Annotated in this window: 20 protein-coding genes and 1 pseudogene; 12 read left to right on the plus strand and 9 right to left on the minus strand. The window is 54.8% G+C overall.

Features of this window, described 5'->3' with window-relative positions; all coding sequences use genetic code 11:
• From ENI00_RS11055 to ENI00_RS18765, 11 genes and pseudogenes are all read left to right on the plus strand, one after another.
• Nucleotides 1–114, plus strand: a pseudogene (locus tag ENI00_RS11055) (prepilin peptidase); the annotation flags it as partial.
• 8 nt (nucleotides 115–122) lie between these two features.
• The gene (gene coaE / locus ENI00_RS11060) at nucleotides 123–722 is read left to right on the plus strand and encodes a dephospho-CoA kinase (protein WP_414674248.1); all 600 of its coding nucleotides are present in this window, start codon (nucleotides 123–125) and stop codon (nucleotides 720–722) included.
• Nucleotides 715–1,815, plus strand: coding sequence for a hypothetical protein (locus ENI00_RS11065; protein WP_304102055.1), 1,101 nt, complete (start codon nucleotides 715–717; stop codon nucleotides 1,813–1,815). Before coaE ends, ENI00_RS11065 begins: the two co-directional genes overlap by 8 nt.
• Before the next feature lie 37 nt (nucleotides 1,816–1,852).
• On the plus strand, nucleotides 1,853–2,596 hold the full coding sequence (gene tsaA / locus ENI00_RS11070) for a tRNA (N6-threonylcarbamoyladenosine(37)-N6)-methyltransferase TrmO (RefSeq protein ID WP_304102058.1): 744 nt from the start codon (nucleotides 1,853–1,855) through the stop codon (nucleotides 2,594–2,596).
• Nucleotides 2,597–2,639: 43 nt separating this feature from the next.
• Nucleotides 2,640–5,000: a response regulator gene (locus ENI00_RS11075; RefSeq protein WP_304102060.1), complete on the plus strand. Its 2,361-nt coding sequence runs from the start codon at nucleotides 2,640–2,642 to the stop codon at nucleotides 4,998–5,000.
• Nucleotides 5,001–5,017: 17 nt separating this feature from the next.
• A complete protein-coding gene (gene yacG, locus ENI00_RS11080; protein WP_304102062.1) occupies nucleotides 5,018–5,206 on the plus strand; it encodes a DNA gyrase inhibitor YacG in 189 nt (62 codons plus the stop codon).
• 126 nt (nucleotides 5,207–5,332) lie between these two features.
• Nucleotides 5,333–5,893, plus strand: coding sequence for a YfaZ family outer membrane protein (locus ENI00_RS11085; protein WP_304102065.1), 561 nt, complete (start codon nucleotides 5,333–5,335; stop codon nucleotides 5,891–5,893).
• Between the two features lie 107 nt (nucleotides 5,894–6,000).
• Complete coding sequence (locus ENI00_RS11090) at nucleotides 6,001–6,921, plus strand: glucosaminidase domain-containing protein (RefSeq protein ID WP_304102068.1); 921 nt, start codon at nucleotides 6,001–6,003, stop codon at nucleotides 6,919–6,921.
• Nucleotides 6,922–7,029: 108 nt separating this feature from the next.
• On the plus strand, nucleotides 7,030–8,910 hold the full coding sequence (locus ENI00_RS11095) for a phospholipase effector Tle1 domain-containing protein (protein ID WP_304102071.1): 1,881 nt from the start codon (nucleotides 7,030–7,032) through the stop codon (nucleotides 8,908–8,910).
• 16 nt (nucleotides 8,911–8,926) lie between these two features.
• Nucleotides 8,927–9,544 carry a DUF2931 family protein gene (locus ENI00_RS11100; protein ID WP_304102074.1) on the plus strand — a complete coding sequence of 206 codons (618 nt, stop codon included), beginning with the start codon at nucleotides 8,927–8,929 and terminating at the stop codon, nucleotides 9,542–9,544.
• Nucleotides 9,545–9,673: 129 nt separating this feature from the next.
• Nucleotides 9,674–9,808, plus strand: coding sequence for a DUF2931 family protein (locus ENI00_RS18765; protein WP_414674249.1), 135 nt, complete (start codon nucleotides 9,674–9,676; stop codon nucleotides 9,806–9,808).
• Nucleotides 9,809–9,812: 4 nt separating this feature from the next.
• Here the strand turns inward: ENI00_RS18765 and ENI00_RS11105 are convergent, their stop codons facing one another.
• The 4 genes from ENI00_RS11105 to zapE form a co-directional block, all read right to left on the minus strand.
• Nucleotides 9,813–12,500: a LuxR C-terminal-related transcriptional regulator gene (locus tag ENI00_RS11105; protein ID WP_304102075.1), complete on the minus strand. Its 2,688-nt coding sequence runs from the start codon at nucleotides 12,498–12,500 to the stop codon at nucleotides 9,813–9,815.
• Between the two features lie 163 nt (nucleotides 12,501–12,663).
• Entirely contained in the window at nucleotides 12,664–14,025 is a 1,362-nt protein-coding gene (locus tag ENI00_RS11110) for a DUF1329 domain-containing protein (RefSeq protein ID WP_304102078.1), read from the minus strand.
• 33 nt (nucleotides 14,026–14,058) lie between these two features.
• On the minus strand, nucleotides 14,059–15,912 hold the full coding sequence (locus ENI00_RS11115; protein ID WP_304102081.1) for a DUF1302 domain-containing protein: 1,854 nt from the start codon (nucleotides 15,910–15,912) through the stop codon (nucleotides 14,059–14,061).
• A gap of 255 nt (nucleotides 15,913–16,167) precedes the next feature.
• Nucleotides 16,168–17,301 (minus strand): cell division protein ZapE, encoded by a 1,134-nt coding sequence (zapE, locus tag ENI00_RS11120; protein ID WP_304102083.1) that lies wholly within the window; start codon nucleotides 17,299–17,301, stop codon nucleotides 16,168–16,170.
• A gap of 194 nt (nucleotides 17,302–17,495) precedes the next feature.
• Between zapE and ENI00_RS11125 the strand changes: the two genes are divergently transcribed.
• The gene (locus ENI00_RS11125) at nucleotides 17,496–17,924 is read left to right on the plus strand and encodes a YhcB family protein (RefSeq protein WP_304102086.1); all 429 of its coding nucleotides are present in this window, start codon (nucleotides 17,496–17,498) and stop codon (nucleotides 17,922–17,924) included.
• Here the strand turns inward: ENI00_RS11125 and ENI00_RS11130 are convergent, their stop codons facing one another.
• From ENI00_RS11130 to murA, 5 genes are read right to left on the minus strand one after another with little or no spacing between them, the layout of a single operon-like run.
• Entirely contained in the window at nucleotides 17,925–18,668 is a 744-nt protein-coding gene (locus ENI00_RS11130; RefSeq protein ID WP_304102089.1) for a Nif3-like dinuclear metal center hexameric protein, read from the minus strand.
• Between the two features lie 43 nt (nucleotides 18,669–18,711).
• A complete protein-coding gene (gene hisC / locus ENI00_RS11135) occupies nucleotides 18,712–19,764 on the minus strand; it encodes a histidinol-phosphate transaminase (protein WP_304102093.1) in 1,053 nt (350 codons plus the stop codon).
• Nucleotides 19,757–21,067 (minus strand): histidinol dehydrogenase, encoded by a 1,311-nt coding sequence (gene hisD, locus ENI00_RS11140; protein ID WP_304102096.1) that lies wholly within the window; start codon nucleotides 21,065–21,067, stop codon nucleotides 19,757–19,759. Before hisD ends, hisC begins: the two co-directional genes overlap by 8 nt.
• 29 nt (nucleotides 21,068–21,096) lie before the next feature.
• Nucleotides 21,097–21,735: an ATP phosphoribosyltransferase gene (gene hisG / locus ENI00_RS11145; protein ID WP_304102098.1), complete on the minus strand. Its 639-nt coding sequence runs from the start codon at nucleotides 21,733–21,735 to the stop codon at nucleotides 21,097–21,099.
• A 28-nt stretch (nucleotides 21,736–21,763) separates the two neighbouring features.
• On the minus strand, nucleotides 21,764–23,026 hold the full coding sequence (gene murA / locus ENI00_RS11150) for a UDP-N-acetylglucosamine 1-carboxyvinyltransferase (RefSeq protein ID WP_304102101.1): 1,263 nt from the start codon (nucleotides 23,024–23,026) through the stop codon (nucleotides 21,764–21,766).
• Nucleotides 23,027–23,046: the final 20 nt, after the last annotated feature.

A 23,046-nucleotide genomic window follows, 5' to 3' on the forward strand; every position in this document is an offset into this window, starting at 1 on the left:
CAGGGCCGTGAGGTGCCGATTCCATTTGGGCCCTACCTTGCGGCTGCAGGCTTGCTATGTTTATGGTTTGGCGTTGAGATTCAGGAGCTGTGGTTCCGGTGGTTAGGGGCTTGACGAAAAAAATAGCCGTTATCGGGCTTACAGGTGGAATCGGGTCTGGCAAATCCACGGTTGCACGGCAATTCGCAACCCTGGGGGTGCACTGGGTGGATGCGGACGATGTGGCCCGGGGAGTCGTTGCGCCGGGCATGCCTGCGCTGGCGCTCATTGGCGAACATTTCGGGCAGGATATACTGAACAACGACGGAGCACTCAACCGAGCTCGACTGCGGCAGATTGTGTTTGAACAGCCCGAGCAACGCGCCTGGCTCGAAAGCCTGCTACACCCCATCATTCGTGAAGAATTGGTTCGCCAGCTTCACCCGTTGGATTATACTTTACCCTACGTTCTGCTAGTCTCGCCTCTGCTTCTGGAAACAGACCAGCACCAACTGGCGGAGCGAGTGCTGGTAGTGGATGTACCGGTAGAGATGCAGATAGCGCGTACGGTGGCCCGTGACACCAATTCCCGCGAGCAGGTCGAGCGCATTATCGCCGCGCAAATGCCACGGGAACAGCGCGTTGCCAAAGCCTATGCCGTGATTGACAACAACCAACCCCAAAGCAAGGTCGCAGCCAAGGTACATGCATTACATAAAACGCTCATGGAGGACTTTGGCTAAAGCGTCTCATTTCAGATTCGGCCCGGCGGGCGCATGGTTTCTGACCGCACCACTCCTCGCAATCAGTTTAAACAGCTACGGCGTAGAGCCAGTGTTCAACGTTCAGGAGCATTCTATTCCCGATACACTGAAGCCTGACGCGCTGCCCTTATCGTTTTACACGTTTGAGCCGCAAGAGTATTGGGCCGAACCCAACGATTCCTACTGGATGGGTTTCAGCAACTTTATTTTGCGACAGGAGCGACTTCAAAGCCCAAAGGTTCAGTCCTTTGGGCAGTGGGCAGACCGGACTCTCTCGGGCGAGGTTCATAACCTGCCCCATAACGGAAGCTACCTGCGCGTTGGTTTCGCCACCAAATCCGAATACGGCGATCCGGCGCAATTCAAGCCGGAGGTGCGGTTCCGCCTGGATGTTCCCACCACGCGGCGCAAACTGCGGCTGGTTATCGAAAGCGAAAACAACGAACTCATTCCCCTGGAAGAGCGCCAGCGGGACCGGCAACTGACCGAGCCCGACCGCACAGAAGGCCAGACGACCGGCGCCTTTCGGTATCTTTCACAGATAGGCGACGCCATCAACCTCTCCAACGATTTTGGTGCTCGCCTGCATTTCCCCCCGGACGCTTTTTGGCGAATGACCGCAGAAAAACGCTGGAAACCCGATGCGACCTGGAACCTGCGAGCGCAGCAGCGATTTTACTATTATCACCAGAATGGCTGGGGTGCGCGAACCTGGTTCAGTGCCATTCGGAACATTGGTAATGGCTGGCAATTCGGATCGTCCTCCGAGCTGGAATGGGTTCACAGTGACAGCAAATTTGTGGCCGCACAGATTTTCAGCACCTATAAACGCCTTAACAACCGCTCAACCGTGTCTCCGCGTATCGGAGTAATCGGTGAGAGCCAGCCGGGCTGGCGCACAACCTCGGCTTTTATGGACCTCACCTGGCGCTACCGGCTTTACAGCAACTGGTTGTTTGCAGAACTGATACCCGCATTAACCTTTCCGAGAGAAAAAGCGTTCAAAGACCAGGGCTCCGTTCTGTTCCGTGTAGAAATGTTTTTCTCCGGTAGCATTAATCCCGACTTCTAAAACCAGGCGTCAAATACGGAGGATGAATTTAGAACCAATGCCCAGACACGATTCAAAACCAGCCTCCGACGCTCTGGCATTGACGCCTATAGCCATCACCCGCTCCTGCTTCAACGACAAATTTGGCGTGCCACGCCAGCCTGGCCTCACTCGCTACGCCAGAGCCGATTTAATCATTCAGCCACCCTATAACCGGGAAGATGCGTTTCGAGGGTTGGACACCGCCAGCCATCTGTGGCTGATCTTCCAGTTTCACGAAGCCGTGCGCGCCGAGTGGCGGCCCGTGGTTCGACCACCTCGCCTGGGAGGCAACCAGAAAATGGGCGTATTCGCCAGTCGTTCACCCTTCCGGCCCAACAGCCTTGGGCTATCGGTGGTGCGTAATGAGGGGCTGGTGCAAAAAGGCGACCATCTGGCGCTGCAAATAAGCGATCACGACCTGATTGATGGCACGCCGATTCTGGACATCAAACCCTATCTGCCGTTTGCGGACTCTGTACCCGATGCCGGGTTGGGTTGGGCGGACACAGCACCCACCGAACGCCTGGAGGTCGTTTTTCTGCCGGAGGCTGAGGCCCAGCTTGCCGTGTTATCACCGGAGCACTACCCGGATCTGAAGCTGCTTATAACCGATATTGTGAGCTACGACCCCCGCCCTTCCTTTCGCCGAGGCCGTGATGAAGCGCGTATTTACGGCGCGCACCTTTATGATTTGAACGTTCGGTTTCGGTTTGTGAATGATCATTCACAGAAACGTGTCGAAGTGCTGACGGTCTGTTAGACTTCCGTTGGTGATTTAGTAGTCGACACAGGGAATTCGTGCCTTGCCTTCAATTCGTTTCTTCACGCGTATAGGTATTCGGCCGCTGGCCATGCGGCTGCTCGTGTATGTGCTGCTATTCAGCCTTGTACTTTCTCTGGTCGCAACCGGAGTGCAGATGATCGGCGAGTTTGAGCGCCGTAAATCGGATCTTCAGGAAACCCAGGTACGCGCCGCAGGGCTTGTGTCCGGCGGCATGAGCAACAACATTTGGCTGATGAATTTCAGCGAGGTGGCCAACAGCCTGGATGACATACAGGCATTGGAAGCCATTCATTACGCCAAGGTTGTAACCTCCTCCGGTGAGGAGTTCTCCGCAGGTGGCTATCCGGAAGGCCGGGTCATTTCACAAACCTTCCCGCTGATATTCGATCGTTCCACCATCAATGGCCCGGAGAAAGTGGGCTCGCTTATCATCGCCTCGTCAATTGAGCAGGTTTATTCCGAATTGCGCAACGGCGCTCTCATTAACCTGCTGTTCCAGTCGATTGTCGTTATGCTTGGCACGCTGGGGCTCATGTTGATTGTTCGCTTCACGCTTTCCCGACATCTGGAAACCATGGCGGATTATGCCGCGCGGCTAAACCTGGATGCCCTGGTGGACCCACTCAGGCTAAAACGCAAACTGCCCCGAACCCCCGATGAGCTTTCAGAACTTGAGCAGGCCCTTAACAAAATGCGGCTTCAGATTCTGGAAGACACCCGCTCACTCCGGCAAACCACCATTCTGTCTCAGGGCGAGCGGGATGAGGCAATACGGGCCAACCGGGCAAAAAACCAGTTCCTTGCCAATGTAAGCCATGAGCTGCGCACCCCTCTGCAGTCCGTTATTGGCTACGCCAGCCTGCTTAACGATACGTCTCTGGACCAGGATCAGCGAGAATACGTACACACGCTGCTAAGCGCGTCAGAAGGCCTCTCTGCGATCATCAACGATCTGCTGGACATTTCCAGTATGGAAGCTGAAAAACTCGTAATGGAGGATATTCCGTTTGATCTGCGCGAAACCCTGAACGATCTGGTGCACATGCTGGGCGACCGGGCGCGGGAGAAAGGGCTCGCACTGGAATTACGAATCGACGAAGAGTTGCCCTGGGCTTTAAGGGGCGATCCCGTGCGAATTCGCCAGGTTTTGCTGAACCTGGTGTCCAACGCCATAAAATTTACAGATTCCGGGCACGTGTTGATCAGTATTGAAGTACTGGGGCGTCGGGATGAGAACGTGCGTTTGCGCCTGGCGGTTGAAGATACCGGCATTGGCATTAACTCGGAAGATATTCCACTGGTGTATGAGCCGTATATGCAACTGGGCCAGAGATTTCAACGGCAACTACCCGGGGCCGGGTTGGGGCTGACCATCTGCCGCCAGCTCGTCGACCTGATGGACGGCTCTATGGATCTGGAAAGCCAACCCGGAGAAGGCTCTACATTCTGGATTGAACTTATGTTGCCCGCAGCGCCAGATAACGCATCACGCGTGCGCCCGGATACGCGATTGGTAAAAGGCAAGCGCGCTCTGGTGGCCGATTCCTACGAGCTGTCGCACAAGATTACGCTGGAAATGCTGTCGCGCCATGACGTGCACATTGAGGCTGTTAAATCCGCAGGCGAGGCGTTGACATCGCTACGCCTGGCGTTCGACAGTCGGGAACCGTTTGACGCCATTATTCTCGACGGCTTTTTGCCGGATATGGACAGCGATCTGCTGTGCCAACAGATTCGGGGCAATCCTTTATGGGCGGATATGCGCCTTTTGATTCTGTCATCCAATCCTCAGCGCGGTGATGCGGAGCACTTTCGTCAGGCAGGCGCAGACGCCTTCCTCAGCAAGTCCCTGCGCGAATCCTGCCTGACGCAAATTCTTAATCAGCTATTCACGGATGCCACCAAGGATGGGCGGCGATTTCTTACCCGGTTTTCTCTGCAAACCAGCAGCGATACTGAAAAGCGTCGCGAACTTACGTCCCGCCGCATGAGGGTGCTACTGGTAGAAGATAATCCGGTGAACCGCACGCTAACTCGCAGGCTGCTTGAAAAACTGGGGTGCGACGTGATGACGGCGAACGATGGCGAGGCCGCATCCAGCTTGTGGCGGTGGCACCCGTTTGACCTGATATTCATGGACTGCATGATGCCCAGAGTGGACGGCTTTCAAGCCACCCGACGCCTGCGGGCCTGGGAAGACAAGCGCAAGCGGCCACGGGTTCCGGTCGTAGCGCTCACCGCCAGCGCCATGGAGGAGGACGAGGAGCGTTGCCGGCACGCGGGTATGGATTCCTTTGTTGCCAAGCCTGTCAATATTGAAATGCTACGGGCAGTTCTGGAACAATACGCCAACGGAATTCCCGAAAACGCCCCCGTTTAACGATTTGAAAGGTACCCATGAACGTAGAATGCCCCACCTGCAAAAAATCCGTAGAATGGACAGAGACAAATCCCTGGCGACCATTCTGCTCTGAACGCTGCAAACTGATCGATCTTGGCGCTTGGGCCAACGAAGAGTATCGGGTTCCGGCAGAAGACGCGTTTCCGGACGATCTTGATCAGGGCGGAGAAACGACGCGCCACTGACCCTACTCCTCAAATTCGAACCTGTGCCGCGTATTACCGGGGGCTTACACGCTTGTAATTTGTGGTCCCTCGGGCACCCCGTTACCATTCCCCCGATCCCTGAACCGCAATCAAGAAGGTAAAATAATGAAAGTGTCCCGTATTTCCGTAATAGTTCTCTCTTTGGCTGCTGCGCCCGTGTTTGCCAGCGATCTGGATCTGAGCCTGACTAACGATTCCGTAAAGGGCCAGGTTGATTTTTTCGGCAACAACAGCGACATTCAGCTCGGCGCGGGCTACACCTACCACGAAGGTAGCCGCAATATTGCCAACGTCGACTTTCATGCTCAGGGTCGCACCGCGTTGGGTAATCTCCCCACTACCGCCGGGCTTGGCGTGCGCGCTATCGGTTGGGACGGCAACCGTGTTGACGGCGGCGCTTTAGGCCTCGGCGGCTTTGCTACTGTGAACATCCCCAGGGTTCCGGGCCTGTCGTTCACGGGTGGCCTGCACTACGCACCGAGTATTCTTTCTTTCGGCGATTCGGAAAACATGACCAGCCTTGAGCTGCGAGCCAGCTACCGGGTGATCCGAAACGCCGAGGTGTTTGCCGGCTACCGGTACCTGAATACCAAACTGGATTCACCTTACTCAGGCAACATCAACCTGGATGAAGGCGTTATGGCGGGCATGAAGATTTTCTTCTGAACGCGTACAACCTGTTATAATTGTGAAAGGATACGCCGGACATAGCCAAAATATCGTTTGGATACAAGGGCTTTCCGGGCACACAAACAGGTTATACGAGAGGTTTTATGCTCCCCCCGATGCGCACGCTGATGCTGATTGTTCCTTTGATCGCTTTCGCTTTGGGGGGCGCTTTATATGTGCCGTCAGAGCGCTCGGCTGGTGACTACTCGGGCTCGGAAGCGGCGCTCAGTTCGCTGCCCAAGCTGCCCGCCTGGGCTCGCGAAGATCTCCCGGACTTCTCGGGGTACCAGGACGCCACCGAGAAAAAAGTCGCTTTTTTCTCGTTCCTTTATCCTCGCATCGTGCTTGCCAATTCCCGCATCCTGATTGAGCGGGACTATCTTGATAGCCTCGCCTCCAAAACCACACTGTCGAAGCAGGAACACGCCTGGTTAGCCGCTCAATCCAAGCGTTTGCGCGTTGAGGACGAGCCCGGCAGCCCCGCGCAGTTTGCCTTGCTCAAAAAGCGTCTGGACATCATCCCGCCTTCCCTGATTCTGGCCCAGGCCGCCAATGAATCGGCGTGGGGAACGTCGCGCTTTGCAATTCGCGGGAACAACCTGTTCGGCCAATGGTGCTTCTCCAAAGGCTGTGGCCTGGTGCCCAAGAGCCGCGTCGAAGGCGCCAGCCACGAGGTGGCCTCTTTTGCATCCCCATACCATTCCGTTCGGGCGTACATTCAGAACCTGAACCGGCATACGAGTTATCAGGGCCTGCGCGACACGCGATTTGAAGACAGAAAAGCCAGTGACCCGCTTTCAGGGCTCGCGCTCGCCCGCGGGCTGGCCAGCTATTCCGAGCGCGGCCAGGAGTATGTGAATGACATTCGCTCGATGATTCGTTACAACAATCTGGGCTACTACGATACCCAGTTCAGGACCATCTTGAGTGACCGCAGCCCATCGCACCTGAAGAGCCTGGCATCCGCCAAGGCTGAGCAGGTTCTGCTTCCCGCTCAGAAAACGGATGCTTCGGCTGAGGGCTGATGCTAATTAACCTCTGATACGTGGCAACCACGGTATTCTCACGGGTTTTGAACAATATTTAGTCACGGGTAGCCAGGACGCTACTCATCACAGAAAGGAACTCTGATCATGAGCAATCTGATTGCCGCCTGCGTCGGCGACATGCACGTTTGCCCTATCAAAGGGCACGGCTCCTCCCCCATCATGCAAAATGGCTCCGACATCCTTGTTGAAGGAAAACCCATTGCCCGAGTAGGTGATGTGACCGGCTGCGGTGCTGTGATTACCCAAGGCTACCCGCTGGCGCTGGCCGACGGCATGCCCGTAGCTTACTTGGGCAGCCCCACCAATCACGGTGGCTCCATTGTGAGCGGTAATCCACGCGTTATTCTAGGCGTCGCTACCAACACTGCACCGATTGTGGATTTCGCCATGGCTGGTGCACTGGATAACAAGGGCCAGCTTACCCCAGGCGCCAAAGAGCTTCTGAACAAAGACCCACAGGAATTTGTGCGTCGTGCCGCCCAGAAAGGCGCATTGATTGACGAAGGCATACCAGACGAATCACCTGATAATTCGTCCGAAGAAGAGGACCGTCCCAAGATCCGGGTAGAGGCCGGACTCTTTTTTGATGGCACTGGTAATAGCCGCGGCAACACCCAAGCCTACCAGCAAAAGCTTGACGAATGCCTGACGGCCAATGCCGTCGGATCCATATCGGAAGAAGAATGCAGCAATGAGCTGTCGCAGGTGATGGAAGGCAGTTATCTCAATGCCGAAACCAACGTATCAAAGCTGGAAACGCTTTACTTCAAGGACACCATAGAGAAAGACGGTTCTCCCACTCACCGGCTATCCGTTTATATCTCGGGTGTGGGCACCAAACTTGGTGAGCTTGATGACGGCCAAAGTATGGGGTTGGGACTTGGAGAACAGGGTATTCTCAAGAAGATCGAGGAAGGGGCTGCTGACCTTGTAGTGCAACTGAAGCGCTCCGTTTACGAACTGATAGATGAGCTGGTGCTGGATGTCTTTGGTTTCAGTCGCGGGGCAGCCACCGCCCGGCATTTTGTTAGCCGGGAAATTTATGACACAACTGGCTCTTTGTACGGTGAATACAAAGGGGCCTTGGTCAGAGCTTTCGAACGAGAAGGCATCCCGTGGCCGAAGAAAATGACGGTTCGGTTTCTGGGATTGTTTGACACCGTTGCGGGAGTTGCCGATGTCGGTAATCTGGATTTCTCCGCTCACGATGCTGAAACCGGACGCATCAACGTTAACCTAAAACCGGACCATGCCCAGCAAGCCGTCCAGTTTGTTGCCCGGGATGAGCGCCGGCACAACTTTTCATTAAACAGCCTTCGAAGTGAATCAGGCAACTTGCCTGATAATTTCAACGAATGGGTTCTTCCGGGCGCACACTCCGATATCGGTGGAGGTTACCCAGACAGGTTTCATGAGCGAATTGAAGTTCGCCCGCCATTGGTGATTACAGGCAAAAACCGCCGAAACCCTGAGGCCAGCTTTGAGTTCTCACGCATGTTGCAGGAGCGGGCACTCATTAAAGGCGAAGGTTGGATTGGTTCACACAATCCACTGGCGACTTTGGAAATTGAACAAAAACGCCTGCCGATGCTGCCAACCCAGCCGAGTTTGAGTGGGAACAATGTGGCTTTGCATCTCTGGCTAGACCGTCAAGTTCGGGGCGAATACTCTAGAATCCCCCTGTATCTGATGCACAAGTTGGCGGTTGATGCCGGTGTGCCTTTTGAACCAGTTCCCACGGATAATCCTCAGTTTGTACTTCCCACAGAACTAATGACTATCGCCCGAAATCTTGCCGCTTACGTCTGGCATGGCCAAAACTTGCTTGTATCATCTGAGTCCAAAGCCCTGCTCAAGCAACGGTATATCCATCACTCCGACCATTATCTGGAAATCGGGCCGATGTATCCGTTAAGGCCCGCAAAAAGTGGCCGTCGGGCTATTCACCCTAACGAGAGCCAGTGAATGGATGGAAACCAATATGGGTATTAAGCGTTGGATGTTCAGCCTCTGTATTCTGGTTCTGGTCGGGTGTTCGGAATCGACGGAATTGGAAGGATCAAGACACGGCCCAAATGGCACCTACAGAAGTATCGGTGTTGTCGCACCGAAACACTATGATGTCTGGGTTGATAAGTTTTTCGTTGAATCCTTGTCTGAGGACATTGGCTGGCGGGCACCTATTGGTATCGTTTCCTGCTGTTGGCAAAAGCCATTTGGAGCTATGGCAGACTGGCAAACCATGCCAGAGGTGTTTCTTATTCGCTGGTTCTCATTCGCGGAGCAACAATCCTATGAGGCTTTGATACAACTGGAAAGCCCAGATGAAATTGAAGAAAAGATGAAAGAAATAGCGCCTTTTGAGAGCTATGGCGAAATAGCAGAGCGCCCGCGAGACGTATTAGTTCTCGGGCTGGCACCCGGAGGGACGGTCGTCGTGTGGATTATGAATCGGGGTGAGAACGCTATCGAAGTCGGGCGATATCAAGGGAAAAAAATTGAAACCCATCGAGAGCACTATCGCGAGATTACGGAGCGCTATAATCACGATCACGGCCAATTTTTGCAAGAAAACGGCATTGAGCTTGAAGGTTGGTAATCCGGGCTGTGAGTTAGTCACCACATAACCAGATGCTGGTGGTTTGCCCTTCCAGTCCATAAACTTTGCCGCTCACGTCTGACATGGTCAAGACTTGCGGCTTCCGCCTGAGTCCAAAGCCCAGATAAAATTGAAGAAAAGATGAAAGAAATAGCGCCTTTTGAGAGCTATGGCGAAATAGCAGAGCGCCCGCGAGACGTATTAGTTCTCGGGCTGGCACCCGGAGGGATGGTCGTCGTGTGGATTATGAATCGAGGCACTTGAAGCGTTACAGTAATCCCAGTTCCCGGGCACGAACGATCGCCTGGGTGCGGGAGCGCACTTCCAGCTTGGCGTTTATACGCCGGGCGTGGGTTTTAACGGTATGCAGCGAGATATGCAGTTTGTCGGCGATTCCCTGGTTCGACAGCCCTTTGGCGATCAGTTCGAGCACACCCTGTTCGCGCTCACTGATGGGCTCGGCCAGCATCGCAAACAACGAGTTGCCGCCTATGCCAAACAACTGGCCCAGAGCTTTTCGAAACGGGGTGTCGGGAAGCTGACCGTAAACCTTTTCCATCAGATCTTTCAGCTCGAGCCTCAATTCTGAAAATGGGCTGATGAAGTGCTCTTTTTCCGCCTCGGCTATTACCGAAACGACTATTTTCTGAGCGGCTGCAACACCTTTATCCTCGCTTACGAGTATGGCTTCTAACAATCGCATATGAATATCCACACCCCAAGGGATGGCTTCATCGTAGCGTTTGCGCGTGGTAGCAAGGGTTTCCCGGGCCTTCACGGTTTCGCCCCGAGCGAGATCCAACCGCACCTGAAGACAGTCCAACAGCCCGGGCATCATCGGAAACAATTCCGGCACACAGCCGGCATCACGATAGGGTTGCAGCCGCAACAGCGCCTGGGCGACACTTTCAAGCTGATTCTGAGCCAGCCAGCAACTGGCTTTTAATGCTTCGAGGACTGGCACGTAGAGCGATTCGTCCACCTGCCAGGTGTGCATGGTTCGCTCTGCTCGACCGATCCAGACAAACGCGTCTTCCAAACGGTCCTGAGAGCGGCACATTAGCACTCGAATAGCCATTGCCAACAACAGCCCGAGATCCCGGGTCTGCTCTGCATGGCGACCACAGGTTACCAGCAATCGGTCTGCCTCTTTTTCGCGCCCCTGATGCCAAAGCACCAGCACCAGATTCAGTTGAAGCCGTGTTTCCCCGATTCGGGCTGGTCGCGCAAGCTCTTGTATAACCGTGTCCAGGCCGGTTCGCAGCAACTGCTCTGCGTGCCTGAGTGCGCCTTTGCCCAATTCAATTCGGGCATGGGAATAAACCGCCAGCGCTTCGGAACCCGAGTCACCGGCCTCCCGGGCCAAGCGGGAGGCCGCGCGATTGGCCTCCCGGGCTTCTGAAAACCGCCCGGATGCGCACAAAGCACTGGCGCGAACCATCTGCGTGACCAATTGGCCCTGAGTTGACAGTTCGCGCCCGGAAAGCGCGCGCTCGGCCATTTTCAGCGCTGGCGCCACCTGCCCTTCCCCACGCAGGATAAACGCGCTGAGCGCCCAGATTCGTGTTTCATGCTCCTGCCGGCTTTGCGGATCCATACCGTCGATCAGCGCCCGCGCCTGGCGAAACTGACCGCCAATGGCGTGCACCCAACTGTAGACAATTCTTAACCTGGGGCTGCGTTCGAGCAACGGTGCCGGCAGGCTTTTGCGTAAACGCAGTAACGACGCCGTGTCCTGTCCCAGCAAAAGCGCCTCGGAACCCTCAGACGCGATACGGATCACTTCCTCCGCATCACCGGCCAGCAACGAGTACTTCAACGCCTCGGGAAATTGATTGCGGCTTCCGAACCATCGGCTCGCCGCCAACATTCTGTTGGTATGACCCGCCATGATGGGTGTTCTCAACCACTCCATCAACAATGGGTTTAGCCGATACCAACGTCCCCAGCCTGGCATTATTTTTACAGGCAATCCCCGCTCGCAGGCCTCTGAAGGCAGCAAAGCGCCGTCTGGAATAAGAGATTCGCATTCCAAAAATAACTCGTCGGAGCACAATCCAAGTTCTGACATAGCTCTCAAGGAGCGCATTTGCCCGGGCGTCAGGCCTCCTAATACGGATTCTTTTAAAAACCGTTCAACACCGGGTGTTTCTGTCACCGCATGCCGTTCGGAGCTTTGCTGAATGTCCCGACGGTAAAGAGCCAACGGCGTAGGCCAGCCCTCCGTAAGATCGTACAAATGATCTATTGCAACGCTGGTTAACGGTTGATCACCCAGAACATCCCGAAAAAACTCAAAGGTTTCGCTTCGGCTGAACTCAAGCTTTTCTGTGCCTATGCGGGTATACCGGTTTTCCAGCTCCAGGGCGTGGGTTTCATAAGGCAACGCCCGCCTTGAAAGCATGGCGATTGAGAAGTGAGGGGGAATGGCAACAACCAACTGCTGCAACAAGGCAACGACAGCCGGGTTGGTAATGTGGTGAAGCCCATCCAACACCAGAACGGAACGCTGCCCCGGCTCTGCCTTTTTCAAGCCCATCAGCATGATTGCAAGGGCATCCGGGAAGGAGGCGCCACCTTGCAGGCTGCTTTCCGAAGATTCGGGAATATCCAGCGCTACCGATAACAAACTGAGAAAACGGCTGGGGGCGTTATCCTGGGAGTTAAGCACCAACCATCGGACATTTTCGTCCCCAATGTCCGCTGCCCGGATACCCACCGACATCGTATGGGATTTACCGTATCCGCAGGGCGCTTCTACAAAAATAACACCGCCGGGAATCAATGCGTCGGAGATCAAGGCATTCAGATGAGGACGCGCTAAAGAGTGCGATGGCGCAACAGGCATCTGCAATCTCTGCCTGAGCAAATCTCGTACGAGTTCGCCCCGCTTGAGTCCGTTGTTTGCGGACTGAAACTCGTCATTGGCTGCAAAGCCATCATGGAATGATTTCACACACTGCCCCGGATACGCCTTTAGTATTACAAGAAGGTTAAACCAATAGAGGGGCTGGCTGCAAAGTTTTGACGTGAAAGGAATTTATCCCGCGGCCGTTTTTCAGCGAGAAAACAAAAACGGCGAGCCGAAGCCCACCGTTTTTGAAGATCAACACGCCCGGTTAACGGGTTCCAGCTCTGCGCAACGCGGCCGGAGTGAAATCTCTGGTCTGGCGCTTAACGCCAAACTCGTAGGGATCAACTTCCTCGTTAGTCAGGCCCAGCACCAGATAACGGCCAGACAACAGATCATACAGGGTTTCAACCGCATACCAGGGAACCATCTGATCGTAGAACTGCATAGCGTGGGCTTCTGCTACGCGCCAGAGCTCACCACGGCCATCGTAATGGTCGATTATCGCAGCCTGCCAGGTGTCTTCGTCGATATAGAAATCACGGCGGGCGTAAACGTGACGCTCCCCTTCTTTCAACGTAGCACTGACGTGCCAAACGCGGTGAAGCTCGTAACGGGTCAGGTCTTGATTGATGTGGCCAGGCTTGATGATCTGATCGTAGGTCAGGTTCGGGTCAACCAGTTTGTAGGAATTGTACGGAATGTATATTTCTTTCTTGCCGATCAGCTCCCAGTTATAACGGTCAGGGGCGCCGTTGAACATGTCAAAGTTATCGGTGGTGCGCATGCCGTCAGAAGCCGTACCCGGTCCGTCGTAAGCAACCTGAGGTGCGCGCCGAACCCGACGCTGACCTGCGTTGTATATCCAGGCGCGGCGAGGCTCAGCCACCTGATCAATCGTTTCGTGAACCAGTAGCACGTTACCTGCCAGGCGGGCCGGAGCGGTGATAGCCTGTTTGAAATAAAACAGCACGTTGGCATCTTCGCTCGGCTTGTAATCCGTGAGGTACGTTCTCCAGGTCAGTTCATCCTGAAACTTCACAATGGAATAGGCACCGCTTGCGGTAGGCGTAGCTTGCCCTACGTTACGCTGCACCGAACCACCGCGATATCGCGTGATGTGGTTCCAGATGACTTCCAGGCCATTCTGCGGGATCGGGAACGGGGTAGCGTTCTGGTAGTTGCCGAGGCCGTTACCGTCTTTGATCAGCGTGGTCTCGGTCGCGTTCTTGACCGTCTCATCCATGATGTCTTTTGGGTAGGTCGCTGTACGACGCGTCTCATACACCGGCATCACAAAATCAGGGTACTGTTTGATCATCGCAACCTGGCCCGGAGACAGCTTGTCAGCGTACTCCGAAACGTTGCTCTGGTTAATGGTAAACTCCGGTTTTTCATCCGCGAACGGATTTACATAAATACCGTCGTTTTTGTAATTGGCGGGGGGCTTTGTAAGTCCGCCTGTCCAGGCCGGAATGGCGCCGCCGTTACCGGCTTTTTCGGCACCCATCGGGGTTAACGAATTGCCCAGTTTAGCCGCTTCTTCGGCAGACACCGCGCCCCAGGCCTGACCTGCAACGAGGCTCGCTGCAAGAATGCCCGTGGCCAGTAATTTCTTGTTTAGTTTCATTTACATTACCTCGTTAAATGAATTCTTGGCGACTCAGAATGAGTAAGAAACGCTGGCACTTACGAAGTCCCGGTCGGTTAGCTCATTATACGGCTTGCCGCCGAAAAAGTTTGTGTATCCAATATTGCCAGTGATCCTGTTCTGATATACAGCTTGTATAGACAAACCAATAGCTTTGCTGCCTTCTTTGAAAGCGCCGCCAGGCTGAGGGCTATAACCCTGCACATCATGACTCCACGCCAGCTGTGGCGACAGGTTGATACCCGCAAAAGCATTAAGGTAGCTCCAAACCAGACGGGAGCGATAGCCCCAGGAAAAGTCGGTTGTAAACCCATCGTTGGTACAACTGCTTGCATTGATATTGATGCCTGCCGCGCAGACATCAACCATATTGCCGCCACCAGCGTCGGTAGGAAGCGTACCAACACCAAACGTTCCTGAGCGGCCATAGCGGGCTTCATTAAGACCCGGCAAATCATGAACGTAAGTGGCACCAAACTCGGTGATCAGAGTAAGCCGGCTTGCACCCATTACCTGGTCAAAGAACTTGATCAGTGTGAACTGAGCCTGAGAAACACCAAACTCGTCGTTGCCCGATACTCTTGAGCCTGGCGTAAGTGCACCACCCTGCTCTGCTATGCGTTGTTTTTCCAGCTTACTGACGATGCTGCCGTCAACCGGGTTACGAAGCTGAAGGCCGCCGTAAATAAGCTCGAAAGCGTTCCACTGCAGAGGCATTTTGTCACGATACGAGTACTCGGCACCCAGAGACCACCCACCTGGCGTAGTGGTATTAATACTGATGCCGTACAGGTTAATGTTTTCCGGATATTCAATGAAGTACGAAGGGAAAGGGCTGCTGGAGTCCTTGACGGTTCCACTCACATAAGGCAAACGGCTGTTGTACTTGATGTAATAAAAGCCGAGCTCAGAATCGTTCAACTCGGGAACATACCAGCGCATTGCTACGCCAAACTGATCTTTTGAATCTGCTTCCACGTCGCCAAGACGAGGCGCTACAAACCCCTGAGCCAGGGCCTGGGAATCCGGCAACTGACCGGCTAACAATACAGGGCCACAGCCGTCAGCCGCGAAGTCGTTGGTAGAGAAAAATGTCCCGCAATAGTCGGGGCGAACCGATTCCCAGTCCGTCTGAACGAACGTTTCGAGCGTTACATTCTCGGTGAGACCGGCAGACATATAGAACATCTCCACGGGCAATAACGCATCTTTTAGCTCAGAACCTGGGGCTCGGAACGCGGGCACGTCCACAGGATTGATAATGTTGATGCCGCCTTGGATAAATGTGCTTTCACCCCAACTCAAAACCTGTTGTCCATAGCGAAGGCTGACAGGAACGTCGCCGAAGTACCAGTTCGAAAAAATGTAAGCATCAAGGATTTCGCCGCCGGAAGCATAATCTTTAGCGTTGTCGTTCAACTCACGACGCTGACCTACATAATCAACGGCCCTACCTTCGTCTTTCAATTCGAAATCGTACCAGTAACGACCGCGCAACAAGCCTCCAACACGAGTCAGGTATTGGCTATCAACTGCATAATCGAGGAACAGCTCACTGTTACCTTTTACGATTTTCGAGTAGGTGTCACCCTTTTTAAAGTTCAGGTTGCCATCGTCGTAGTTATTGGTTGATGCGCCCGTGGTGGTGTTGGCAAATTGCGGCCCGAGGTTACCTTGGGCAATCAGACGCCTATCGCGATCTTCAACTCGCCAACCAGCCCCGGCTGAGAGCGTGGTGTTGAACTGGGCTTCCACATCACCGAGATAGAAAGAGTACGCAGATGCCTGACCGGACATGCCGGCCGCCACTGCGACGGCTAGCGGTAATCTTGCCCAACGCTGCCATTGATGTATTTTTTTTGTCATTGGAAGGCTACTCCATTGTTGTTCTGAGTCGCTGCTCTGATTATTGGAATTCACGATGTATCGGAGGTTTCATGCACAGTGCTCGTGATGTAGGCACTATAGCTAACGCTGTCCAGTGCTTTGATCAGTCAAAAGTATGATTTTGCTCTCCGAACCCGCTTACCACCCGATCGACGCCGGGTTTCCTCACACCGCTTCACTATAGACAACAATAATGGATGCAACCACTTTGCTTTTGATGGTTTTTTGGGCCTGTTAAGACTTGTGCTGCGTCTCCAGATATTCCTGCGACTGCATTTCCAGAAGGCGGGATTCCGTTCGTTCAAATTCGAAGCTCAAGCGCCCGCCGGTGTACAGTTCCGTGATCGGGACGGCCGCTGAAATAATGACTTTCACGCTGCGATCGTAAAACTCGTCAATCATATTCACAAATCGCCGGGATTGATCGTCTCTCTCGCCCCCCAAAACCGGAACGTTACTGATAATGATCGCGTGGAACTGGCGCGCCATTTCAATGTAGTCGTTCTGGCTTCGGGGGCCGTCACAGACGTCTTTGAAATCGAACCACACCACGTCATTGGCGTGGGCCTGTGCGGGAATTTTACGACCGTTTATCTCCATCGACTTGCTGTGCTTGCCAGCTTCAACCGCCAACGTATCAAAGCTTCTGCGCAGCGACGTATCGGCTTCTTCACCCAACGGCGTATAGTAAAGGTCGGCCTGTTCCAGGCTTCTCAAGCGGTAGTCGACACCCCCGTCAACGTTCACTACGTCGGTGTATTTTTTAACAAGGGCTATGGCGGGCAAAAACCGCGCCCGCTGCAAACCATCTTTGTAGAGGCCGTCAGGAGCAATGTTTGAGGTGCATACCAGTGTAACGCCGCGCTTGAAAAGGCCGTCCATGAGCGTTGCGAGAATCATGGCGTCGCCGATATCCGACACAAAAAACTCGTCAAAGCAGATCACTCGGGTTTCACTGGCGAACTTTTTGGCGACCAGGTTCAGTGGGTTCTTTTCGCCTTTGACGTTTTTAAGTTCTTTGTGCACTCGCTGCATGAAACGATGAAAGTGCACACGCATTTTGCGTTTAAACGGCAGCGACTCAAAAAAATTGTCCATCAAATAGGTTTTGCCGCGACCGACACCGCCCCAAAAATACAGGCCTTTGACCGGTTCTTCCCGACCTTTTTTCAGCTTGCGGCGCAATTTGGCCATCGCTTTTCCGCGTTCGCTTTCCGCCTCCACCAGTTTGTCGTAAAGTGTCTGAAGACGCCGAACAGCATCTGCCTGGGCCGGATCTGCAAGAAAGTCCGGGCGCTCGAGATCTGTTTGATAGCGCTGCCAGGGGGGTTGATTCTCAATAACTTCAGAAGGCGTAGACGCTGTCATCGGAAAGTCCCTGAGGGTTGATCGTTTATTTTAGGCGGCGCATTGTCGCGTATTTACGGTTTTTTCGCCATGTTGGATGGCTGCGTTAAAATAAGACGTTTAGCGCAGCACGCAAGCATGGGCTCATGAGGCTCCGGGCGTTATACTAGGCCACATGACTTGGCTCATTTTTAAGTAACAGGACGACACAGCATATGACAAACCTGATTCTGGCAGCGATTGCCGCATTGATTGTTGGCATAGTCATCGGAGCATTCGTCGGCCGCTCAGGGCGGGGGTCTTCGCTCCGCCAGCGCCGTTCGGAACAGCAAACAGAAGAACTGCGCAACGAGTACACCCGCTATCAAGCCCAGGTGAACGAGCACTTTATGGAGTCGGCACACCTGCTGCGCCGCTTTAATGATGCGTACCGCGATGTGAATCAGCACATGGCCCGCGGGGCCAATCGGTTGAGCAACGATGAGGAGTTGCGGGCGGAACTGGCGGAAGAAACCTCCCGCAAGCGCCTTGAAGAGGTCAGCGAAGAGGGTGCTGAGCCACCCCGGGATTACGCGCCCAAGACCTCCGGGACACTCTCTGAAGATTTCGGGCTCAATAAAGGTGACAAGACCGCTGAGGCCTGATCAGACCGGGTTATCGCAATCGATAAACCGGTGACTGAGCCCAAACTCTTTCTCTAACGCCACGCCCAGAGCTTTTACACCGTATCGCTCTGTTGCGTGGTGGCCAGCGGCGTAATAATGGATACTGCATTCCCGGGCTACATGGGTGGTTGGCTCAGAGATCTCACCGCTTATATAAGCATCCAGGCCGGCATCAAGGGCGGTATTGATAAAGCCCTGTGCTGCGCCTGTGCACCAACCTACCCTTTTGATCTCTGCTTTGCCGTCGCCCACTCTTAGGGGCTCACGGTGGAGCGCTCTGGCAATGTGCAATCCAAACGTTTCCGGGCTCATCGCTTGCTGGAGCTCACCTTCCCAGACCAGGCCGTTTAGCGGGCGCGGATTCTCGATGCCGAGAACGTCTGCCAACTGGCGGTTGTTACCGTATTCGGGATGGTCATCCAGTGGGAGATGGTAAGCGACGAGACTGATGTCGTTGTCTAACAGCCGCTTGAGACGTTCACGCTTCATACCCCGGATACGCTGGTCTTCGCCTTTCCAGAAGTAGCCGTGATGCACGATAACCATGTCAGCGTTTGCCGCGATGGCCGCTTCGATTAAAGCGCGGGAGGCGGTTACGCCGGTAACGATGGTGTTTACGTCACTTTTACCCTCGACTTGCAGGCCGTTTGGGCAATAGTCCTGAAAGCTTTCCGGTTGTAGCCACTCATTTAGCTTTGAAAGAATGCTGTCGCGGGTTGCCATATGATTTTCTCCTTTGCGCCCCGCTCTGCCCGAATCTTAAAGGCTAGATTGATTCGAGGCCCCGGATCAACGCATCATTCTGCTTTGGAGTACCAATCGTAATCCTTAAGAAGTCGCTGATTCTGGGTTTATTGAAATGACGGACCATGATGCCCTGCTCTCGGAGAGCTTTTGCTAACGCGTCGCCAGACTTTGCTTCGTGGCGCGCGAAGAGGAAGTTAGCTTTGGAGGGCAACACTTCAAAATTCATGCCCTCCAGGCTCTTGGTAACTCGCTCCCGCTCGGAAATAACTCCCTCACAGGAATTCCGGAACCAGGCTTCGTCTTCGTAAGCGGCTTTCGCGCCTGCAAGGGCAAGCCTGTCCAGAGGATAGCTGTTGAAGCTGTTTTTGACACGGTTCAGGGCTTCGATCAAATCCGGATGGCCGATGGCGAAGCCGACTCGCAAGCCTGCCAGTGAGCGGGCCTTGGAGAGTGTTTGGCTGACTAACAGGTTGGGATACTGATCGACAAGCGTGATGGCGGTTTCGCCGCCGAAGTCGATGTAAGCCTCGTCAACCACAACGACACGCTCCGGATTGGCCTGGAGGATTGCTTCAACGTGCTCCAAACCAAGATAACGGCCGGTGGGCGCGTTGGGATTGGGGAAGATGATGCCACCGTTGGGCTGCTTGTAGTCTTCCGGATTGATTTCGAAGCTGTCTGTGAGGGGTACGGTTTTGCCTTCAATTTTGTAGAGGCCGCAATACACCGGGTAGAAGCTGTATGTTATGTCCGGGAACAGGATAGGCTGGCCGTGCTGGAACAGGGCGTAAAATATGTGCGCCAGAACCTCGTCGGAGCCGTTGCCCAGGAAGATCTGTTCAGGCTTTACGCTGTGGTAGCCGGCGATGGTTTGGCGCAGGCTTTCGCCTTCGGGGTCTGGGTACAGGCGAAGGCTGTCGTTGAGCTCGGCTTGTATGGCTTCGATAACCTTTGGCGAGGGGCCAAACGGGTTTTCATTGGTGTTCAGCTTGACCAGGTTCGCCATTTTGGGCTGCTCGCCGGGCACGTAAGGAACCAGGCTACTAACCAGCGGACTCCAGAATTTACTCATGGCTTTTAACCCTGTATTCAGCGGAACGTGCGTGGGCGGTTAGCCCCTCACCCCTTGCCAGAACTGACGCCACCCGCCCCATTCTGTCGGCGCCTTGGGCGCTGAAACCGATAATGGACGAACGCTTCTGAAAATCGTAGACACCCAGCGGAGATGAAAACCGGGCTGTTCCGCTGGTGGGCAGCACGTGATTCGGGCCGGCACAGTAGTCGCCCAGCGCTTCCGCTGTGTAACGGCCGAGAAAGATAGCCCCGGCGTGGCGGATTTCTTCAAGCAGGGCTTCCGGGTCTTCTACCGACAACTCCAGGTGTTCGGGCGCGATACGGTTTGAGACGTTGGCTGCTTCGCTGAGGTCGGCCACGTGAATCAGAGCCGCTCGATCCGCCATGGAGATGCGGATGATGTCGGCGCGCTCCAGGGTGGGCATCAGTTTGTTGATGCTGGCTTCCACGGCATCCAGAAACCCAGCGTCAGGGCTGATGAGTATCGATTGGGCCTGTTCGTCATGCTCAGCCTGGGAGAACAGGTCCATGGCGATCCAGTCGGGATCGGTTTTGCCGTCGCAAATCACCAGGATTTCTGAGGGCCCGGCGATCATGTCGATGCCGACGGTGCCGAAAACTTCGCGCTTGGCGGTGGCAACGAAGATGTTGCCCGGGCCGACGATTTTGTCCACCGCCGGAATGGTCTCTGTGCCATAAGCCAAAGCACCAACGGCTTGTGCACCGCCAATCGTGAACACTCGGTCTACCCCTGCTATCGCGGCAGCGGCCAGCACCAGATCGTTCACCACACCATCCGGAGTGGGCACCACCATGATGATTTCGCCCACGCCGGCGACTTTCGCGGGAATGGCGTTCATCAGAACGGAAGAAGGATAAGCGGCTTTGCCACCAGGCACATAGAGGCCGGCACGGTCCAGAGGCGTCACCTTCTGGCCAAGCACCGTGCCGTCTTCGTCCTTATACTGCCAGGATTTCTGATTCTGCCGCTCATGGTAATCACGCACCCGATCAGCCGCCTTCTCAAGCGCCGCGCGCTGGGTTTCCGGGATGGCTTTCAAGGCTTCCTGCAAACGGCGCTGGCTCATTTCCAGCTCTGCAACACTGGCCACCTTCAGCCGATCAAACTGTTCGGTGAACTCCAGAACCGCCTGATCACCGCGGGTTTTCACGTCGCGCAGGATATGACGTACCGTCTCGTTCACCTGATGATCAACGCTGTCATCCCACGCCAGCAGTTTGGCTAGCTCGCTGTCGAAGTCACTCTGGGAGGCGTTCAATCGTTTGATGCTGACGGTCATTTCTCAAATCCTGCTTTGGATTACACACATTATCTGCGTTTTTCGACGGCGGCCGCCATCTTCTCAATGATGGGGTTGATCCGCTCGTGTTTCATCTTCATGGAGGCGCGATTCACAACCAGTCGGGTGCTGATGTGGTCGATCAACTCACGTGCTTCAAGGCCGTTGGCCTTCAACGTATTGCCGGTATCCACGATATCAACAATCTCATCGGCCAGGCCGAGAATCGGCGCCAACTCCATTGCACCATACAGCTTGATAATATCGGCCTGCCGCCCTTGGGCGGCGTAATACCGGCGAGCCATGTTGACAAACTTGGTGGCTACCCGGATACGCCCGGCCGGTGGTGTTTCGCCCTTGGGGCCCGCGGTCATCAAACGGCAGCGGGCGATGTTCAGGTCCAAAGGCTCGTATAGCCCTTCCCCGCCGTGTTCCATCAGCACGTCCTTACCGGTTACGCCCAAATCGGCACCGCCATACTGTACATACGTCGGCACGTCGGTTGCGCGCAGAATAAGCACTCGCACGTCCGGATCGGTCGTAGGAAACACCAGCTTGCGGGATTTCTTGACGTCGTCAATCAGCTCAATCCCGGCGTCTGCAAGCAGTGGCAGGGTTTCTTCAAGGATTCGTCCCTTCGACAAAGCAATGGTTATGGATTGTGGCATGCGTCCTTCGGTTCCCCGTTTGTGTCTGTCACGCTGGCAGGCGGCGGATACTGGCGCCAAGCAACTGCAGCTTCTCTTCAATGCATTCGTAGCCTCGATCGATGTGGTAAATACGATCGATAATGGTATCGCCTTCGGCCATCAGGCCTGCGATGACCAGGCTTGCAGACGCCCGCAGGTCGGTCGCCATCACCGGCGCGCCGGTAAGGTGGTCAACGCCTTTGATAATCGCGGCATTGCCCTCCAGAGTAATATCGGCGCCCATGCGGGTCAGTTCCTGCAGATGCATGAAGCGATTTTCAAACACCGTCTCGATTATCGTGCCCGTGCCCTCTGCGACGGCGTTCATAGCGGCGAACTGGGCCTGCATGTCGGTCGGAAACGCCGGATAGGGCGCGGTGCGCAGGCTGATCGCTTTCGGGCGCTGGCCTTTCATGTCCAGCTCAATCCAGTTGGGACCGGTGGTGATGTGAGCCCCGGCTTCTTCCAGCTTGAGCAACACGGCATCCAGGAGGTCCGCGCGGGTATCTTTCAACTTTACTCTGCCGCCGGTTGCGGCCGCCGCCACCAGATAGGTTCCGGTTTCGATACGGTCTGGCAACACGTTGTAATGGCACCCGTGCAAGCGCTCGACGCCCTCAATTTCAATGGTCGAGGTACCGTGCCCGGTGATCTGCGCACCCATGGCAATCAGGCATTCGGCCAGATCCACCACTTCCGGCTCGCGGGCGGCGTTTTCGAGGATCGTTTTGCCATCGGCCAGCGTGGCCGCCATCAGCAGGTTTTCGGTGCCGGTGACCGTCACCGTATCCATAAAAATGTGCGCGCCTTTCAGACGCCCGTTGGTTTTCGCCCGGATGTAACCATTTTCCACCCGGATATCCGCGCCCATCTGTTCGAGGCCCTGGATGTGCAGGTTTACGGGGCGGCTACCAATGGCACAACCGCCAGGCAAAGACACTTCCGCTTCACCAAAATGTGCAACCAACGGCCCAAGCACCAGAATGGATGCGCGCATGGTTTTCACAAGTTCATAGGGCGCGTGGAAGTGCTCGATTGTGTTGGCGTGAATTTCCACGCTCATTTTCTCATCAATCATCAAATCCACACCCATGCGACCCAGAAGCTCGATCATGGTGGTAACGTCGTGCAGGTGCGGCAGATTGCCTACGGTCACCGGTTCATCCGCCAGCAACGTTGCTGCAAGAATAGGCAGCGCGGCGTTTTTTGCACCGGAAATCCGAATTTCACCGTCCAGAGGCTTGCCGCCCCGGATCAAAAGTTTGTCCACAATAGTTATCCTGTCGTGTG

Origin of the sequence: Marinobacter antarcticus, assembly GCF_011049865.1 — a bacterium.
Classification (GTDB): domain Bacteria; phylum Pseudomonadota; class Gammaproteobacteria; order Pseudomonadales; family Oleiphilaceae; genus Marinobacter; species Marinobacter antarcticus_A.

Bases quoted from the DNA above. Each gene is read 5' to 3' on its own strand.
- hisC (WP_304102093.1), bottom strand. From the start codon at position 19,764: ATGAGTAAATTCTGGAGTCCGCTGGTTAGTAGCCTGGTTCCTTACGTG.
- zapE (WP_304102083.1), bottom strand. From the start codon at position 17,301: ATGACAGCGTCTACGCCTTCTGAAGTTATTGAGAATCAACCCCCCTGG.
- hisG (WP_304102098.1), bottom strand. From the start codon at position 21,735: ATGCCACAATCCATAACCATTGCTTTGTCGAAGGGACGAATCCTTGAA.
- ENI00_RS11095 (WP_304102071.1), top strand. From the start codon at position 7,030: ATGAGCAATCTGATTGCCGCCTGCGTCGGCGACATGCACGTTTGCCCT.
- ENI00_RS11110 (WP_304102078.1), bottom strand. From the start codon at position 14,025: ATGAAACTAAACAAGAAATTACTGGCCACGGGCATTCTTGCAGCGAGC.
- ENI00_RS11100 (WP_304102074.1), top strand. From the start codon at position 8,927: ATGGGTATTAAGCGTTGGATGTTCAGCCTCTGTATTCTGGTTCTGGTC.
- tsaA (WP_304102058.1), top strand. From the start codon at position 1,853: ATGCCCAGACACGATTCAAAACCAGCCTCCGACGCTCTGGCATTGACG.
- hisD (WP_304102096.1), bottom strand. From the start codon at position 21,067: ATGACCGTCAGCATCAAACGATTGAACGCCTCCCAGAGTGACTTCGAC.
- ENI00_RS11115 (WP_304102081.1), bottom strand. From the start codon at position 15,912: ATGACAAAAAAAATACATCAATGGCAGCGTTGGGCAAGATTACCGCTA.
- ENI00_RS11090 (WP_304102068.1), top strand. From the start codon at position 6,001: ATGCTCCCCCCGATGCGCACGCTGATGCTGATTGTTCCTTTGATCGCT.
- ENI00_RS11085 (WP_304102065.1), top strand. From the start codon at position 5,333: ATGAAAGTGTCCCGTATTTCCGTAATAGTTCTCTCTTTGGCTGCTGCG.
- ENI00_RS11130 (WP_304102089.1), bottom strand. From the start codon at position 18,668: ATGGCAACCCGCGACAGCATTCTTTCAAAGCTAAATGAGTGGCTACAA.
- ENI00_RS11125 (WP_304102086.1), top strand. From the start codon at position 17,496: ATGACAAACCTGATTCTGGCAGCGATTGCCGCATTGATTGTTGGCATA.
- yacG (WP_304102062.1), top strand. From the start codon at position 5,018: ATGAACGTAGAATGCCCCACCTGCAAAAAATCCGTAGAATGGACAGAG.